Annotated in this window: 17 protein-coding genes; 10 read left to right on the forward strand and 7 right to left on the reverse strand. The window is 64.8% G+C overall.

The window, feature by feature from the left end; translation table 11 throughout:
• Positions 1-78: 78 nt before the first annotated feature.
• Positions 79-1,410, reverse strand: a complete 1,332-nt coding sequence (gene mnmE / locus ACIU1A_RS27895; protein ID WP_404925778.1) for a tRNA uridine-5-carboxymethylaminomethyl(34) synthesis GTPase MnmE — start codon at positions 1,408-1,410, stop codon at positions 79-81.
• 63 nt (positions 1,411-1,473) lie between these two features.
• On the opposite strand from mnmE, the gene ACIU1A_RS27900 reads away from it, so the two are divergent.
• Positions 1,474-3,495 carry a thioredoxin domain-containing protein gene (locus tag ACIU1A_RS27900; RefSeq protein WP_404925779.1) on the forward strand — a complete coding sequence of 674 codons (2,022 nt, stop codon included), beginning with the start codon at positions 1,474-1,476 and terminating at the stop codon, positions 3,493-3,495.
• Positions 3,496-3,678: 183 nt separating this feature from the next.
• Here ACIU1A_RS27900 and rho read toward each other — a convergent pair whose 3' ends face one another.
• The 3 genes from rho to hemE form a co-directional block, all read right to left on the reverse strand.
• Positions 3,679-4,944, reverse strand: coding sequence for a transcription termination factor Rho (gene rho, locus ACIU1A_RS27905; protein WP_404925780.1), 1,266 nt, complete (start codon positions 4,942-4,944; stop codon positions 3,679-3,681).
• Positions 4,945-5,118: 174 nt separating this feature from the next.
• The gene (gene hemJ / locus ACIU1A_RS27910) at positions 5,119-5,655 is read right to left on the reverse strand and encodes a protoporphyrinogen oxidase HemJ (protein WP_404925781.1); all 537 of its coding nucleotides are present in this window, start codon (positions 5,653-5,655) and stop codon (positions 5,119-5,121) included.
• The gene (hemE, locus tag ACIU1A_RS27915; RefSeq protein WP_404925782.1) at positions 5,655-6,686 is read right to left on the reverse strand and encodes a uroporphyrinogen decarboxylase; all 1,032 of its coding nucleotides are present in this window, start codon (positions 6,684-6,686) and stop codon (positions 5,655-5,657) included. Before hemE ends, hemJ begins: the two co-directional genes overlap by 1 nt.
• A gap of 404 nt (positions 6,687-7,090) precedes the next feature.
• Here hemE and ACIU1A_RS27920 point away from each other — a divergent pair, with 404 nt between their 5' ends.
• The 5 genes from ACIU1A_RS27920 (at position 7,091) to dnaQ (ending at position 10,793) form a co-directional block, all read left to right on the forward strand.
• Positions 7,091-7,912 carry a pyruvate, water dikinase regulatory protein gene (locus ACIU1A_RS27920; RefSeq protein ID WP_140491905.1) on the forward strand — a complete coding sequence of 274 codons (822 nt, stop codon included), beginning with the start codon at positions 7,091-7,093 and terminating at the stop codon, positions 7,910-7,912.
• 57 nt (positions 7,913-7,969) lie between these two features.
• A complete protein-coding gene (locus tag ACIU1A_RS27925; RefSeq protein WP_404925783.1) occupies positions 7,970-8,569 on the forward strand; it encodes a Maf-like protein in 600 nt (199 codons plus the stop codon).
• A complete protein-coding gene (locus tag ACIU1A_RS27930) occupies positions 8,562-9,404 on the forward strand; it encodes a shikimate dehydrogenase (protein WP_404925784.1) in 843 nt (280 codons plus the stop codon). The genes ACIU1A_RS27925 and ACIU1A_RS27930 overlap by 8 nt, the downstream gene beginning before the upstream one ends.
• The gene (coaE, locus tag ACIU1A_RS27935; protein ID WP_404925785.1) at positions 9,401-9,982 is read left to right on the forward strand and encodes a dephospho-CoA kinase; all 582 of its coding nucleotides are present in this window, start codon (positions 9,401-9,403) and stop codon (positions 9,980-9,982) included. The genes ACIU1A_RS27930 and coaE overlap by 4 nt, the downstream gene beginning before the upstream one ends.
• A 106-nt stretch (positions 9,983-10,088) precedes the next feature.
• The gene (gene dnaQ / locus ACIU1A_RS27940; protein WP_404925786.1) at positions 10,089-10,793 is read left to right on the forward strand and encodes a DNA polymerase III subunit epsilon; all 705 of its coding nucleotides are present in this window, start codon (positions 10,089-10,091) and stop codon (positions 10,791-10,793) included.
• 176 nt (positions 10,794-10,969) lie between these two features.
• Here the strand turns inward: dnaQ and secB are convergent, their stop codons facing one another.
• Together secB and ACIU1A_RS27950 are read right to left on the reverse strand one after the other, a co-directional pair.
• A complete protein-coding gene (gene secB, locus ACIU1A_RS27945) occupies positions 10,970-11,467 on the reverse strand; it encodes a protein-export chaperone SecB (RefSeq protein ID WP_140491875.1) in 498 nt (165 codons plus the stop codon).
• A gap of 161 nt (positions 11,468-11,628) precedes the next feature.
• Entirely contained in the window at positions 11,629-12,129 is a 501-nt protein-coding gene (locus ACIU1A_RS27950) for an FxsA family protein (RefSeq protein ID WP_140625318.1), read from the reverse strand.
• 213 nt (positions 12,130-12,342) lie between these two features.
• On the opposite strand from ACIU1A_RS27950, the gene ACIU1A_RS27955 reads away from it, so the two are divergent.
• Genes ACIU1A_RS27955 through ACIU1A_RS27970 form a run of 4 tightly spaced genes read left to right on the forward strand, consistent with a single transcriptional unit; the run spans position 12,343 to position 15,081 of the window.
• Positions 12,343-13,047, forward strand: coding sequence for a Tim44/TimA family putative adaptor protein (locus ACIU1A_RS27955; protein WP_140514105.1), 705 nt, complete (start codon positions 12,343-12,345; stop codon positions 13,045-13,047).
• 24 nt (positions 13,048-13,071) lie between these two features.
• On the forward strand, positions 13,072-14,175 hold the full coding sequence (locus ACIU1A_RS27960) for a murein transglycosylase A (protein WP_404925787.1): 1,104 nt from the start codon (positions 13,072-13,074) through the stop codon (positions 14,173-14,175).
• On the forward strand, positions 14,172-14,702 hold the full coding sequence (locus ACIU1A_RS27965; RefSeq protein ID WP_404925788.1) for a Smr/MutS family protein: 531 nt from the start codon (positions 14,172-14,174) through the stop codon (positions 14,700-14,702). Before ACIU1A_RS27960 ends, ACIU1A_RS27965 begins: the two co-directional genes overlap by 4 nt.
• Positions 14,703-14,712: 10 nt before the next feature.
• A complete protein-coding gene (locus ACIU1A_RS27970) occupies positions 14,713-15,081 on the forward strand; it encodes a helix-turn-helix domain-containing protein (protein ID WP_140514107.1) in 369 nt (122 codons plus the stop codon).
• 88 nt (positions 15,082-15,169) lie between these two features.
• On the opposite strand, the gene ACIU1A_RS27975 is transcribed toward ACIU1A_RS27970, so the two are convergent.
• Positions 15,170-15,409: a hypothetical protein gene (locus ACIU1A_RS27975; RefSeq protein ID WP_404925789.1), complete on the reverse strand. Its 240-nt coding sequence runs from the start codon at positions 15,407-15,409 to the stop codon at positions 15,170-15,172.
• Positions 15,410-15,631: the final 222 nt, after the last annotated feature.

The raw sequence follows: 15,631 nt of genomic DNA on the forward strand, positions 1-15,631 counted from the left end.
TGCCGGCACCTTCTCCCCGTAGTGACGGGGAGAAGGGAGGCTTGACGGCGTCCGCACCCCGACAATGTTCCACGTGAATCATTTCCCGACGCAGAACTGCGAGAAAATCACATCCAGCATGTCCTCGACATCGACGGCGCCGACGATCCGGCCAAGCCGGCCGGCGGCCAGCCGCAGATCCTCGGCGCGCAGTTCCTGGCCGGCGTCCGGGCTCTCGGCCGCGCGCAGCAGGAAGCGATTGGCTTCGCCTAGCAACTCGACATGGCGAAGCCGTGAGGGCAGGATGTCGCCCGCTTCGCCGACCTGCGCGGCCGCGAGCCTGGCGATTTCGGCCAGCAGTTCCGTCACGCCCGTCCCGTTCTTGGTCGAAATGACGCGATCATAACCACCTGTAAGCCCGGCGGGGGCTCTTTCCTGCACCAGATCGAGCTTGGTGCCCACGCGCAAAGTCGCGATCCCCTCGCGTTGAAGAGCAACGGGACGGGGGTCGGCCATATCCTCGAGGATGAGCAAGAGGTCGGCGCCATGCGCCTTGGCGCGCGCCTTCTCGATACCGATCGCTTCCACCTTGCCGGCGGCATCGCGCAGGCCTGCGGTATCGGTCAGCCTGACCCGCAGGCCTTCGAGGTCAAGCACGATCTCGAGCAGGTCCCGCGTCGTGCCCGGTTCATCCGTTACAATAGCTGCATCGCGCCGCGCCAAAGCGTTGAACAGGCTCGACTTGCCGGCGTTCGGCGCGCCGAGGATAACGACCTCGAACCCGTCGCGGATGATTTCGCCGGCACGAAACCCGGCAATGTGGCGCTCGATCTCCCCGATCATCGCCGAAACATCAGACCAGACCGTATCCGAAACGGAACCGGGAATGTCGTCTTCGTCGGCAAAGTCGATCTCGGCCTCGATCATGGCGCGCGCATGGATCAGCCGCCGCCGCCAGCTCAGATAAAGCTCGGCTTGCGCGCCCTCGGCATTCTGCACCGCGAAGCGCCGCTGCGCCTCGGTCTCGGCGTTGACCAGATCGGCCAGCGCTTCCGTCCTCACCAGATCGACCTTGCCATTGAGGAAGGCCCGGCGCGTGAACTCGCCCGCTTCGGCGTGCCTGACGCCTTCGAAGCCGGCGATTGTCTCCAACAGCCTCGCCACCACGGCGCGGCCGCCATGCACCTGGAATTCCGCCACGTCCTCGCCGGTGAAGCTGCCGGGGCCCGGGAAAAAGATCACCAGGCCGCTGTCGAGCACGCCTTCATCGGGCGCCCGCAGCCTGCGCAGGCTGGCCACGCGGCTCTTAACCATGCCGCCCGCAATCGTTTCGATAACGAATCGAGTCTTTGGCCCCGAAATGCGAATGACGGCGACGCCGGCGGGCAGGCGCCCGCTGGAAAGCGCGACGATGGTGTCGGCCGAAATCATTTGCCCGCCTTGTTGGACCGCCCTAGCTTCACTATCCAACCCCTGTTCGCCGGACCGCTCATCGTGACACTGCCTGCGCAAAATCTGCTTGCCGACGAAGCCAGCCCCTATTTGCAGCAGCACAGCGGCAATCCGGTGCATTGGCGGGCCTGGTCGCCGGCGTCGCTTGACGAGGCGAGGGCGCTGGATCGGCCGATCCTGCTGTCGATCGGCTATGCCGCCTGCCACTGGTGCCACGTCATGGCCCATGAAAGCTTCGAGAACGATGACGTCGCCGCCGTCATGAACCGTCTGTTCGTCAATATCAAGGTCGACCGTGAGGAGCGTCCCGACATCGACCAGATCTACATGGCGGCGCTGTCCTCGATGGGCGAGCAGGGCGGCTGGCCGCTGACCATGTTCCTGACGCCGGACGGCAAGCCGTTCTGGGGCGGCACCTATTTCCCGCGCGAGCCGCGCTATGGCCGCCCGGGCTTCATCCAGGTGATGGAGGCGATCGACAAAGCCTGGCGCGAGAAAAGAGGCAGCCTGAACCAGAGCGCCGACGGGCTGACTTCGCATGTCGAGACCCGGCTCGCCGGCGCGCATGCCCGCACCGCGCTCGACCGCGACACGCTTGCCGCGCTCGCCAGAGGCATAGACGGCATGATCGACAAGGATCTCGGCGGCCTGCGCGGCGCACCGAAATTCCCCAATGCGCCATTCATGCAGACACTGTGGCTGTCGTGGCTGCGCGACGGCAATGCCGGTCACCGCGACGATGTCCTCCTGAGCCTCGAACGGATGCTGGCCGGCGGCATCTACGATCACGTCGGCGGCGGTCTCAGCCGCTATTCCACGGACGCGCAATGGCTGGTGCCGCATTTCGAAAAGATGCTCTACGACAACGCGCAACTCATCCGTTTTTGCAACTGGGCCCATGCCGCGGGCGGAAAGGATTTGTTCCGGGTCCGAATCGAGGAGACCGTCGACTGGCTGCTGCGTGAGATGCGCGTCGATGGCGGCGCCTTCGCCGCCAGTCTGGATGCCGACAGCGAGGGCGAGGAGGGCCTTTTCTACACCTGGAGCCGGGAAGAGATCGAGGCCGCGCTCGGCGACGATTCACCGTTGTTTTTCAATCACTTCACACTCTCCAGCCCACCCGGCTGGGAAGGCAAGCCCGTTGTCCACCAGACGCCGGCCCAGCAGGAGCAAGGCATTGCCGAGCAACCGCTTCTGACCGCTCTCAAGGCAAGGCTGCTGGCGGTCCGTGAACGGCGCGTCAGGCCCGGCCGCGACGGCAAGGTCCTCGCCGACTGGAACGGCCAGATGATCGCAGCACTCGCCGAGGCCGGCCGCTCGCTGGCGCGGCAAGACTGGATAGACGCGGCCATGGCCGCATTCGACCATATCGCCTCCTCCGCCGAGGGCGGACGGCTGCCGCATTCCATGCTCGGCGCCAAGAAACTGTTCCCGGCGCTGTCGAGCGACTATGCGTCGATGACCAATGCGGCGATCGCCCTGTTCGAAGCCACCGGCGACTGGAGCTACGCCGATCGGGCCCGGCAATTCGTCGAGCAGCTCGACCGCTGGCACGCCGATGCCGACGGCACCGGCTATTATCTCACGGCATCCGACAGCACCGACGTGCCGATCCGCATCAGGGGCGATGTCGACGAGGCTATTGCGTCGGCCACCGGTCAGGTCATCGAGGCGCTGGTCCGGCTCGCCGCGCTGACCGGCGATCTCGACCTGCAGGAGAAAGCGACGAAAGTCGCCGAACATGCCGCCGGCCGCGCGGCGCACCAGGCCTATGGCCAGGCCGGCATCGTCAACGCCTCGGCGCTCGCCATAGAGCCGCTAAAGCTGGTGCTTGTGGACGATTTGACAAATCCAACGCTCGTTCCGGTAGCGAATCGCAATCCCGATCCGCGTCGGGTGGATATCGTCGTGTCAGTCGGTACGCAGGCGAATCGACCGCTGTTGCCAAGCGGGATTCTGCCTCCCGCCGACAGGCCGGGCGCGTGGCTGTGCACGGGGCGGGTGTGCTTGCCGGCGGTGAGCGATCCGGATGAATTGGAAGGGTTGTTGCGACGAAGACCATAGAGTTCGTCATCCTAGGGCGAAGCAGGAGCGAAGCTCCGTCGCGGAGACCCTAGGATCCATGCCGTGACTTTCGAGCGCTGCAACAGGTGGAGATCCAGTCCGCCGCGCTCTTTGGGAGAGGCCATGGCATGGATCCTCGGGTCAAGCCCGAGGATGACGAAGAAGTGGAGCTCGCTCTGCGAACTACGTATTCATTGAATCGAAGAAGTCCGCATTGGTCTTGGTCTGCTTCAGTTTGTCGATGAGGAACTCGATCGCGTCGGTTGTTCCCATCGGCGCCAGGATGCGGCGCAGCACGAAGATCTTCTGCAGGTCAGCGCGCGGCACGAGCAGGTCTTCCTTGCGGGTACCCGACTTCAGAATGTCCATGGCCGGGTAGATGCGCTTGTCGGCGACCTTGCGGTCGAGCTGGATTTCGCAGTTGCCGGTGCCCTTGAACTCTTCGAAGATGACTTCGTCCATGCGGCTGCCGGTGTCGATCAGCGCGGTGGCAATGATGGTCAGCGAACCGCCTTCCTCGATGTTGCGGGCGGCGCCGAAGAAACGCTTCGGCCTTTGCAGCGCATTGGCGTCGACGCCGCCGGTCAGCACCTTGCCGGAAGACGGCACCACGGTGTTGTAGGCGCGCCCGAGGCGGGTGATCGAATCGAGCAGGATGACGACGTCACGGCCATGCTCGACCAGCCGCTTGGCTTTCTCGATGACCATTTCGGCGACCTGCACGTGGCGCACAGCCGGCTCGTCGAAAGTCGAGGAGATCACCTCGCCCTTCACCGAGCGCTGCATGTCGGTCACTTCCTCCGGCCGCTCGTCGATCAGAAGCACGATCAGGTAGCATTCCGGATGGTTGGCGGTGATCGAGTGGGCGATGTTCTGCATGAGAACCGTCTTGCCGGTACGCGGCTGCGCGTTGATCAACGCGCGTTGGCCCTTGCCGATCGGCGCCACCAGGTCGATCACGCGCGGCGAGATATCTTTGGAGATCGGGTTGTCGATCTCCATCTTCAGCCGCTTGGTCGGATAGAGCGGCGTCAGATTGTCGAAGTGGATCTTGTGGCGGATCTTTTCGGGATCGTCGAAATTGATCGTGTTGACCTTGAGCAGCGCGAAATAGCGCTCGCCCTCTTTCGGACTGCGGATCGGCCCTTCGACCGTATCGCCGGTCTTGAGCGAAAAGCGCCGGATCTGCGAGGGCGAGATATAGATGTCGTCGGGACCCGGCAGATAATTGGCGTTGGCCGAGCGCAGGAAACCGAAACCGTCCTGGAGCACTTCGACCACGCCGTCGCCGATGATTTCGATGTCCTGGGCGGCCAGCTTCTTGAGGATTGCGAACATCAGCTCCTGCTTGCGCATGACGCTGGCGTTCTCCACCTCGAGCGATTCGGCATAGGCGATCAGCTCTGGCGGTTTCTTGTTCTTGAACTCGGTGAGTTTCATTTCTTGCATTAGGATAGACTCTGGGTAGGCTTTTGGGAGGAAATCGGCGGGATGCGATAAATGCCGGGCGCGGCCAAAAGCAATGAAGGGCGGCGCATGACGGGAAGGAAGACCCGTCTTTTATCGTCGGCCGGCTGAAAGAGCAAGCCGCCTTTTAGCAGGTCGTGAGAGAGGTCCGAACGTTCAGAACGGCTTGACGACGACCAGGATCACAATAGCGATCATCAGCAATGTGGGGATCTCGTTGACGATTCGCCAGTGCCTCGCGGGCTTTTCATTGCGGTCCTCGGCGAATTTTCGCACAGCGCCGGCCAGATAGCCGTGGATGCCTGACAGAACCAGCACCAGCGCCATCTTGCCATGCAACCAGCCACCCTGGAAACCAAAACCTTTCCAGGCCAGCCACAGGCCGAACACCCAGGTGACGATCATCGCCGGGTTGATGATGCCGCGCAGAAGCCGGCGCTCCATCACCTTGAAAGTCTCCGACTGCACCGAACCCTTCTCGGCATCGGCGTGATAGACCAGCAGCCGCGGCAGATAGAGCATGCCCGCCATCCACGAAATGACGGCAAGAACGTGGATCGCCTTGGCCCAGAGATAGAAGCCGTCTGGCGCCGCCAGAAACAGCAGCGCGGTGAGCACGACCAGGGCCGCGATGCCGATCACCATGCGCATCATCGCCTGGCCCGTGCTGTTGGTGTTGCTCATCCCGGCCATCAGCGTGTCGCGCTCCTCACCAGTTTCACCATGGCCTCGACATGCGCAATCGGCGTTTCCGGGGTAATGCCGTGGCCGAGATTGAAGATCAACGGTCCGCTTCCCAGGCTCTCCAGGATCGCGCTGACGCCGTCGGCCAGCGCCTTGCCGCCGGCGACCAGCCGCAGCGGATCGAGATTGCCCTGGACGGCCCCTTCCCGCTGCAACGCCTTCGCTGTCTCCAGCGGCACCGTCCAGTCGATCCCCAGCCCCGTGACGCCGGTCTTCTCGCGATAGCTCCGGTAGCGCGCGCCGGCGCCTTTGGGAAAACCGATGATCGGCACATCGGGATGGACCGCCCGAACCTGCCTCACGATCTCGGCCACCGGCTCGACGCAGAACAGCTCGAAACAAGCATCGTCGAGCACGCCGGACCAGGAATCGAATATCTGCACCACATCGGCGCCAGCCTCGATCTGCCTGATGAGATAGGCGGCCGAATGATCGGCCAGCACCTTGAGCAGCTGACGAAACGCCGCCGGCTCGCGATAGGCGAACAGCCGCGCCGGCGCCTGGTCCGGCGTGCCGTGCCCGGCGATCATGTAGGTCGCCACCGTCCACGGCGCGCCGCAGAAGCCGATCAAGGTGGTTTCATCGGGCAGTTTCGCCCGCAACCGGCGAACCGTCTCGTAGACCGGTTCGAGATTCACGTGAAACACCGTGCTGTCCAGGGGCGCGATTTCAGCCGCCGTGATCGGCGTCAGCAGCGGCCCTCGCCCCTCTTCGAAGCGCACGTCGCGGCCAAGCGCATGCGGAACGACAAGGATGTCGGAGAACAGGATCGAGGCGTCGAAGCCGAAGCGCTCGATCGGCTGCATGGTCACCTCGAAGGCAAGGTCGGGATCATAGCAGAGGTCGAGGAATGAACCTGCGCGTCGGCGCGTCTCGCGGTATTCCGGTAGATAGCGCCCGGCCTGGCGCATCATCCAGAGCGGCGGCGGAAACACCGTCTCACCCTTCAGCACGTCCAGCATGATCCGTCTTGCAGGCATAGAGCGCTCGCCTCTCCCGGCTTCCCTTTAATCAAATATCTTATTTTAAAGAATCTTCTGATTCTAAGAGTCTGTTGGTTGTGGTGGTTGTCACCTGTCCCGCTTTGGCCGTCAAAACACCAGCAAGCATATTGTCGCGCATTTCCAATCGCCCCTTGCATGGTTCTGGGGACGAGCCGGAATCTTCCATTGGACTCAACACGCTAGAGCAGCGATCCTGCAGGTACGTCCTGTGGACAGACAAAAGGCAGAAATCTTCGTCCACGGACTTGTCCCCAGCCGCCCGACGAAGCCTACAGCGCATCGAATTGTGGACAAACCGGCATCTGATACAGTCGCTCCGGCCGGCGGGTTTTCCGAACCCTGCTTTATCCACATCCGCCCACAGCCCTAGGTAAAACCCTGTGAACAAACCCCAGAGCTTCTTCCACCTGCACCTGATCTCCGACGCCACCGGCGAAACGCTGCTCGCGGCCGGCCGCGCGGCTTCGGCGCAATACAAGGATGCGCGCGCCATCGAGCACATCTACCCGCTCATCCGGACCGAAAAACAGGTGGCCAAAGTGTTCGAGGACATCGAGGAGGAGCCGGGCATCATCCTCTACACCGTCGTCGACCAGAAGCTGGCGCGCGGCATCGACGAGCGCTGCGCCGCCATGGGCCTGCCCTGCGTCTCCGTGCTGGAGCCGGTGCTCACCGTCTTCCAGTCCTATCTGGGCACGCCGGCCGGCCGCCGCGTCGGCGCCCAGCACGTCCTCGATGCCGAATATTTCCGCCGCATCGACGCACTCAACTTCACCATGGAACATGATGACGGCCAGTTGCCGGCCAATATGGACGATGCCGACATCGTGCTGGTCGGCATTTCGCGCACGTCCAAGACGCCGACCAGCATCTATCTCGCCAACAGGGGCATCAAGACCGCCAACATTCCGATCGTGCTCGGCGTGCCGGTGCCCGAAAGCCTGGTCAACGCCAGGACGCCGCTGATCGTCGGCCTTGTCGCCACCGCCGAACGCATCTCGCATGTCCGCCAGAACCGCATCCTCGGCAACAGCAGCGCCTATGTGCCAGGCGACTATGTCGACCGCGCCGCCATCAATGAGGAGCTCGCCTATGCCCGCCAGATCTGTACCCGCCATGGCTGGCCGATGATCGACGTCAGCCGCCGCTCGATCGAGGAGACGGCGGCGGCAATCGTTGCCCTGCGGGGGAAGACGCGGTAGGTGCAGATGAGATAAGTGAGGGGTGCGCGACGGAACGCCAACCCTGGGTGAACCAGCATGACCGAAAAAATCATCCTCGCCTCCGGCAGTGCGTTCCGCAAGGCGATGCTCCTCGGTGCCGGCATCGACGTCGAGGCGGTTGCGCCTGATGTCGACGAGCGCGCGCTCGAGGCGCCCCTGCAAGGCAGCGGCGCCTCGCCCGAGGATGTCGCGCTGGTGCTGGCCGAAGCCAAGGCCACCGAAGTAAGCGAGCGCAGGCCCGGCGCGTTGGTGCTCGGCTGCGACCAGACGCTGTCGCTCGGCGACGAGGTGTTCCACAAGCCGGGCGACATGGAAGGTGCGCGCCGCCATCTGCTGGCGCTGTCGGGAAGGACCCATCAGCTCAACAGCGCCGCGGTCCTGGTCCGCGACGGCGAGGTGCTGTGGCGCCATGTCGGCATCGCCAGCCTCACCATGCGCAAGCTCGATCCGGCCTTCATCGGCCGCCATCTGGCGCGCGTCGGCTCAAGGGCGCTGTCGAGCGTCGGCGCCTACCAGGTCGAAGGCGAAGGCATCCAGCTCTTCGAGAAGATCGAGGGCGACCACTTTACCATTGTCGGCCTGCCGCTGCTGCCGCTGCTGGCCGAACTGCGCACGCTGGGAGCGATCGATGGCTGAGGCGACCAAAAAGGCCTTCGTCACCGGTCACCCGATCAAGCATTCGCGCTCGCCGAAGATCCACGGCCACTGGCTGGCCAGATACGGCATCGACGGCAGCTACCAGGCGATCGATGTCGCGCCGCAGGATTTCGCCGAATTCCTGAGCACATTTCAAGCGAACGGCTATCTCGGCGGCAACGTCACCATCCCGCACAAGGAGGCGGCGTTCGCCCTGGTCGAGCGCCGTGATGAGGCAGCCCAGCAGATCGGCGCCGTCAACACGCTGTGGCTGGAGGGCGGCCAATTGTGGGGCGGCAACACCGACAGCCATGGCTTCGCCGCCAATCTCGACGATCATGCGCCGGGTTGGGCAATCAATGGCCCGGCGGTGGTGCTCGGCGCCGGCGGGGCCTCGCGCGCCGTCATCCACGCGCTGAAGCAGCGCGGCATGAGCGACATCCGCATCGTCAACCGCACGCTTGCCCGGGCGGTGGAATTGCGCGATCGGTTCGGCGCCGGTGTCTCGGCGCATGGCATGGCGGCGACCGGTGAACTGCTTGCCGATGCCGGCCTGCTCATCAACACCACGGCGCTCGGCATGCAAGGCAATGAGGGTCTGGCCGCCGACCCGGCCCTTTTGCCGGACCACGCGATCGTCACCGATATCGTCTATGTGCCGCTCGAGACGCCGCTGCTTGCGGCGGCAAGCGCGCGCAAGCTGAAGACGGTGGACGGCCTCGGCATGCTGCTCAACCAGGCGGCGCCGGGTTTCGAGCGCTGGTTCGGCGTGCGGCCCCAGGTCACACCCGAATTGCGCGCGCTCGTCGAAGCCGATCTGGCGCCAAAACCATGATCGTGCTCGGCCTCACCGGTTCGATCGGCATGGGCAAGTCGACCACCGCGAAAATGTTTGCCGAGGCCGGCATCCCGGTCCACGATTCCGACGAGACGGTGCATCGCCTCTATGCCGGCAAGGCAGCCCCCCTGGTCGAGGCCGCGTTTCCAGGAACCGCCGGCGCCGGAGGCGTCGACCGGGCAAAGCTCGGCGCTCGGGTGCTTGGCGATGCGGCCGCGCTGAAAAGGCTGGAAGCGATCATCCATCCGCTGGTGCGCGCCGACGCCGACGCGTTCCTGGCGCGCAACCGCGCCGCCGGCGCGCCGCTTGCCGTCCTCGACATTCCGCTCCTGTTCGAAACCGGCGGCCGCGACCGCGTCGACAAGGTCGTCGTCGTCACCGCGCCGGCCGAAGTCCAGCGCCAGCGCGTGCTGGCGCGGCCCGGCATGAGCGAAGAGAAACTCGCCTCCATCCTGGCCAGCCAGGTGCCGGATGCGCAAAAGCGCCGCCAGGCCGACTTCGTCATCGATACCAGCCAGGGCCTGGATGCCGCGCGGGCTGAGGTCAAAGCTATCATCGCGGATTTGAGAGGTTAGATCGGCGCCTCTTTTCCTTCTCCCACAGGGGAGAAGGAAAAAAGTCATTGCCCATTGCCATTTTGTTCCGCTCTCACGATTCTGCTTGCCAGGAGCGACTGATTCGATGCGTGAGATCATTTTCGATACGGAAACCACCGGCCTCGACATGCGCGACGACCGCATCATCGAGCTTGGCGGCGTCGAGCTGGTCAACCGCTTTCCGACCGGCAAGACTTTCCACCACTACATCAACCCGCAGGGCCGCTCGATCCACGCCGAGGCGCAGGCCGTGCACGGCATCAGCATGGCGGACCTGCAAGGCAAGCCGTCCTTCGCCGAGATCGTCGAGGAGTGGATCGCCTTCACCGACGGCGCCAAGCTGGTCGCCCACAATGCCACCTTCGACATCGGCTTCCTCAATGTCGAGTTCGGCCGGCTCGGCCATCCGGCCGTCGACATCGGGCGCGTCGTCGACACGCTGGCGCTGGCGCGGCGCAGGCATCCGATGGGTCCCAATTCGCTCGACGCGCTCTGCCGGCGCTACGGCATCGACAATGCGCGGCGCACCAAGCACGGCGCCTTGCTGGATTCGGAGCTGTTGGCCGAAGTCTATATCGAGCTGATTGGCGGCAAGCAGACGGCTCTGATCCTGGACACCGTTGCCGTGCAGATGAACGGCGCGGGCGAAGTGGCAGACATCGATATCTCGGTCGGCGCGCGGCCGATCGCCCTGCCACCGCGCCTGAGCGAAGCCGAGCGCGCGGCGCATGCCGGCATGGTCGCCACGCTTGGCGAGAAGGCGCTGTGGCTGAAGGTGATGGGCGCCTAAGACGCGTCGTTCTCCTCGCCTTCGTCATCCTACGGCGGAGCAGGAGCGAAGCGACGTCGCGGAGACCCTAGGATGACGAGGTCGGGGGCTCTGCGGCCAAACCGGCCACACCAGCCTCTAAAACGAAAAACCCGGCGCGAGGCCGGGTCTTTCTGCAATATTCGTACGAGCCGGAATCAGCTCACCTGGACCTTCGACGCTGCCTGGTCCTCCGCCAGCTTCTGCTGGAACATCTGCGCGAAATCGATCGGGTCGAGCATCAGCGGCGGGAAGCCGCCATTGCGCGTCGCCTCGGCGATGATCTGCCGGGCGAACGGGAACAGCAGCCGCGGGCATTCGATGAACAGGATCGGCAGCATGTGTTCCTGCGGGAAGCCGCTGATGGCGAAAACGCCGCCATAGACCAGCTCGACATTGAACAGCACTTCCTGGTCGAAGGACGCCTTGGCGTTCAGCGTCAGGTTGACGTCGAACTGCTTGTCGGAGAGCGGATTGGCGTTGACGTTGACGTTGATGGCGATGCCGGGCGCCTTGTCGCGGCCGCGCAGCGAGTTCGGCGCGCCGGGGCTTTCGAAGGAAAGGTCCTTCACATACTGGGCAAGGACGTTGAGCGAGGGCTGCGCCGTATTGCCGTTTCCGTTGGCGCCGACCGGCGCGTCATCTTTGCTGGCCATGAGCCTTGTGTCCTTTTGCCTGGGCAGCATTGCTGACCGAATTGAAATCGGGCGTTCGCTACCATGGCCGGCATGACAAGACAAGGTTTGCCGCCCTGCGACGGGAATGGCCTCGTCTGTGTCGAGATTCAGGTCAGGCCGGCATCACCTGATCAATAGCCTCAGTCGTCCTTCAGGCGGCGCCATGGCGAATTGTGGTCCGGCCCGCGCTTGAAATCGTCTTCGCGCGAATAATCGCCGTCGTCGAGGTCGATGACCTTGTCGCGCGGCCGGCCGCGGAAGCCGCCGGCCGAGAAATTCGTCGCCACCACGATGCGGCCCTTGAGCCTGCGCCAGGCAAGATCGCGCACCGGCGGCAGGAACAGGAGAATGCCGAAAATGTCCGATATGAAGCCCGGGATGATCAGCAGGATCGCGGCGAGCACGATCATGGCGCCGTGCGCGAGCTGGCGGCTCGGATCGCGGCCGGCGCCCATCTCGGTGCTGATGCGGCTCATGACGCCAAAACCCTGATGCCTGAGCAGCAGCGCCCCGGCGATGCTCGACGCGAGCACCAGGCCGACCGTCGCCAGCGCGCCGATCTGGCGCCCGACTATGACGAAGCCGGCGATCTCCAGCAGCGGAAGCGCCAGAAGAAAAACGGGAAATAACGAAATGCGCAAGTCTTGCCGATCCTTCCGATCGTTCTGGCGTTGGTCTGCTTTGCCCGCCAGCGGCCGCCGGCCGCTGGCGCCGAGGCTGTTAGATAGGTATGGCTGCCTTTGATTTGAATGATTGCGCCTTGCGTTCTATATGGTTTGCATGTTGAACGCTATGCGACCGCTGCCCTGTTGGCCGGGCGGTCCGGCCGAGGGCAGGATTGATTGGCGGAAGATATGGGTTTCTTCGACTTCGGCACGATTTTCTTTCTGATTGCGGCAGTTGTGATCTTTTTCCAGCTGCGCAATGTGCTGGGCCGTCGTACCGGCAGCGAACGGCCGCCTTTCGATCCCTATACCGCCGCCCGCACCGGCGACAAGGATGCGCAGAAATCCGAGAATGTAGTGTCGCTGCCGCGCAAGCGTCAGCCCGGCGAGCCGGCCGGCGAGGTCTATGCGGCCATCGACGCCTTTGCCAAGCCCGGAACCGACCTCAACAAGGGCCTGCGCACGATCAAGGACAACGATCCGTCCTTCGACCCGAAGGGTTTCGTCGACGGCGCCAAGATGGCTTACGAGATGATCGTCATGGCCTATGCCGACGGCGATCGCAAAACGCTGAAGAACCTTCTGTCGCGCGATGTCTATGACGGTTTCGTCGCCGCGATCGGCGAGCGCGAGGCGCGGTCGGAAAAGATCCAGTCTTCCTTCGTCGGCATCGACAAGGCCGACATCGTCTCGGCCGAGATGAAGGGCGGCGAGGCGCATGTCACGCTGCGCATCATCAGCGAGCTGATTTCGGCGACGCGCGACAAGGCCGGTGCGGTCATCGACGGCGACCCCGAAACCGTCGCCGAGGTCAAGGACGTCTGGACCTTCGCCCGCGACACGCGCTCGCGCGACCCGAACTGGAAGCTCGTCGCCACCGAAGAAGAAGATTGAATCCCTGACCGCGGCGGGCCTGTCGTGTCCTTCCATCAGGCATTCAGCGAAAGATCCTTCGGCGCTCTGCCCGGCTGGGATGACGACGACCATCTGGCGGCCTTCGAGGCCTTTCGCCGCTCCGCCTTCCATGTCCTGGCCAAGCCCTATCGCAGCGGCGCGCTCGGCGTCGACTTTGACGCCTTTGCCGGTGCCTATGCCGAGGCGCGCGCGGCCCCTCCTGCCAGCCGGTCGGAGGCCCGCGCCTTCTTCGAGCGTCATTTCGTCCCCATGCAGGTGCGTCCAGAGACCGGCGCCGGCCTCGTCACCGGCTTCTACGAACCGGAGGTCGAGGCCTCGCCGGTGCGCACGGAGCGTTTTGCCGTGCCGCTGCTGTCGCGTCCCGCCGATCTCGTCGACATCGACGACGCCAACCGGCCCGACGGAATGGACCCCTATCTCGCTTTCGCGCGCCGGACGCCGGACGGGCCGGCCGAATATTTCGACCGTGGCGCGATCGAGCGCGGCGCGCTCGCCGGCAAGGGACTGGAGATCGCCTGGCTGGCCGACAGGGTCGATGCATTCTTCATCCATGTGCAGGGCGCGGCGCGGCTTCTCATGACCGACGGCAGGCTGTGCCGCGTCACCTATGCGGCCAAGTCCGGCCAGCGCTTCACCGGACCCGGCAAGGTGTTGAGCGAGCTCGGCGAGATCCCGCTGGAAAACGTGACGATGCAGTCGATCCGCGCCTGGTTCAGGGCGCATCCCGGCCGCGTCGACGAGATCCTGTGGCGGAACCGTTCCTATATCTTCTTCCGCGAGGCCGCGGTCGAGGACGCAACGCTCGGGCCGATCGCCGCCGCCAAGGTGCCGTTGACGCCGGGCCGCTCGATCGCCGTCGACCGGCTGCTGCACACATTCGGCACGCCCTTCTACATCGACGCGCCATCGCTGACGGCTTTCGAGGCAAAACCGTTCCGGTGCCTGATGATCGCGCAGGACACCGGCTCCGCCATCACTGGGCCGGCGCGCGGAGATCTCTTCGCCGGGTCGGGCGACGCCGCCGGCGAGATCGCCGGCGTGGTGCGCAATCCGGCCGATTTCTACGCACTGGTGCCGCGCCCGCTCGTCTCGGGGTCGAAGCCATGACCCGCCGCAGCGACAGGTTGAGCGAGGACGACCGGGTGCTGTGGAACCTGGTGGCGCGCACGGCCAAGCCGCTGAAGGGCAAGGCCGCCGTGCCTGTCCCGGATTTCGGCATCGAGGCGAAACCGGCGCCGGCGCAACAAGCCCGGCCCGTTGCCGGTCCGGCAGGCGCGGCGAAGCCGAAGGCCCAGCATGTCTCCCATGCGCTCGACGAGCCGACGTTGGACAAACTGTCGAAAGGCCGGCTGCCCATCGAAGGCCGCGTCGACCTGCACGGCATGACGCAGGACGAAGCCTATTCGCTGCTGTTCTCCTTCCTGCGCCGCGCGCATGCCGGCGGCATCCGTTACGTCCTGGTCATCACCGGCAAGGGCTCGTCGTCGGGCGGCGACGGCGTGCTGCGCCGCGCGGTGCCGGCCTGGCTGTCGACGCCGGCGTTCCGGCCGCTGGTCTCCAGTCACGACCATGCCGCGCGCAACCATGGCGGCTCGGGCGCGCTCTATGTCAGGCTGCGGCGGGTCCGGTCGTGAGGATGGGGTCGTGACCCCGTTCGGCGAGAGGCTGCGGGCGCTGAGGGCCGAGCGCGGCGTCACCCAGAAGGACATGGCCGCCGCCATCGGCGTCAGCGCCGCCTATCTGTCGGCGCTCGAGCATGGAAGGCGCGGCGCGCCGACCTGGACGCTTATCCAGAAGATCATCGGCTATTTCAACATCATCTGGGACGACGCCGAGGAACTGGCGCGACTGGCCGAAGGCTCGCATCCGCGCGTCAGGCTCGACACGTCGGGCCTGAGCCCGGCCGCGACCGAGCTTGCCAACCTCCTGGCTGAGAACATCGAAAAGCTCGACGAGGAGGAACTGCGCCGCATAACCGCCTCTATCCGCGCGGCGCTGGGGCGGCGGCGGTAGGCCGGGTTTGCCCGGCTCTCGCGGCGGCTGAGCTCCCGATCGCGAAACGGTGCCCGCCAGCAGCAGCCGGCGGGCCGCCTTGATGAGATCAGTTCTTGCCGGCCGTGCTGCCGCCATTGCCACTGCGGCCGTGATCACCATGGCCGCGGCCACCATTGCCGCCGCCAAGGCAGTCCGATGCGCCGGCGGCGCCGCAACAGCGGCCGCTCCACAGGTCGTTGAGATTGGTGTTGGCGCAGCTTCGAATGGTCTGATCGGCCAGAGCGGATCCGGCCATGCCCGACACCGCGACGGCGGCGAGAAGGGTGTTACGCAGGAAAGCAGTCATTTGAAGTCTCCATGGTTGGTTTCGGTTCACGGCTGTGTGTCGCCGGCCGGGCCGAAATGGTTCATGGAGGGTGTGGGAATTTTTTGGGGAGTGCGCGAGGCGCGTGACTGCAACGTCGGCGCCGCCCCTGATCCGCCTGCCGGCACCTTCTCCCCGTATAGCACGGGGAGAAGGGAGACAGCCGCGCCCTTGGCGTATTTCTTGCGACGTCGGCAATTGGGG

Origin of the sequence: Mesorhizobium maamorense (assembly GCF_044998965.1) — a bacterium.
In the GTDB taxonomy this organism is placed as follows: domain Bacteria; phylum Pseudomonadota; class Alphaproteobacteria; order Rhizobiales; family Rhizobiaceae; genus Mesorhizobium.

What these genes read in the sequence shown, in the direction of transcription:
- ACIU1A_RS27955 (WP_140514105.1), top strand. Translation starts at nt 12,343, where the DNA reads ATGGGTTTCTTCGACTTCGGCACGATTTTCTTTCTGATTGCGGCAGTT.
- ACIU1A_RS27925 (WP_404925783.1), top strand. Translation starts at nt 7,970, where the DNA reads ATGACCGAAAAAATCATCCTCGCCTCCGGCAGTGCGTTCCGCAAGGCG.
- coaE (WP_404925785.1), top strand. Translation starts at nt 9,401, where the DNA reads ATGATCGTGCTCGGCCTCACCGGTTCGATCGGCATGGGCAAGTCGACC.
- ACIU1A_RS27975 (WP_404925789.1), bottom strand. Translation starts at nt 15,409, where the DNA reads ATGACTGCTTTCCTGCGTAACACCCTTCTCGCCGCCGTCGCGGTGTCG.
- ACIU1A_RS27965 (WP_404925788.1), top strand. Translation starts at nt 14,172, where the DNA reads ATGACCCGCCGCAGCGACAGGTTGAGCGAGGACGACCGGGTGCTGTGG.
- ACIU1A_RS27930 (WP_404925784.1), top strand. Translation starts at nt 8,562, where the DNA reads ATGGCTGAGGCGACCAAAAAGGCCTTCGTCACCGGTCACCCGATCAAG.
- secB (WP_140491875.1), bottom strand. Translation starts at nt 11,467, where the DNA reads ATGGCCAGCAAAGATGACGCGCCGGTCGGCGCCAACGGAAACGGCAAT.
- dnaQ (WP_404925786.1), top strand. Translation starts at nt 10,089, where the DNA reads ATGCGTGAGATCATTTTCGATACGGAAACCACCGGCCTCGACATGCGC.
- hemE (WP_404925782.1), bottom strand. Translation starts at nt 6,686, where the DNA reads ATGCCTGCAAGACGGATCATGCTGGACGTGCTGAAGGGTGAGACGGTG.
- mnmE (WP_404925778.1), bottom strand. Translation starts at nt 1,410, where the DNA reads ATGATTTCGGCCGACACCATCGTCGCGCTTTCCAGCGGGCGCCTGCCC.
- hemJ (WP_404925781.1), bottom strand. Translation starts at nt 5,655, where the DNA reads ATGGCCGGGATGAGCAACACCAACAGCACGGGCCAGGCGATGATGCGC.
- rho (WP_404925780.1), bottom strand. Translation starts at nt 4,944, where the DNA reads ATGCAAGAAATGAAACTCACCGAGTTCAAGAACAAGAAACCGCCAGAG.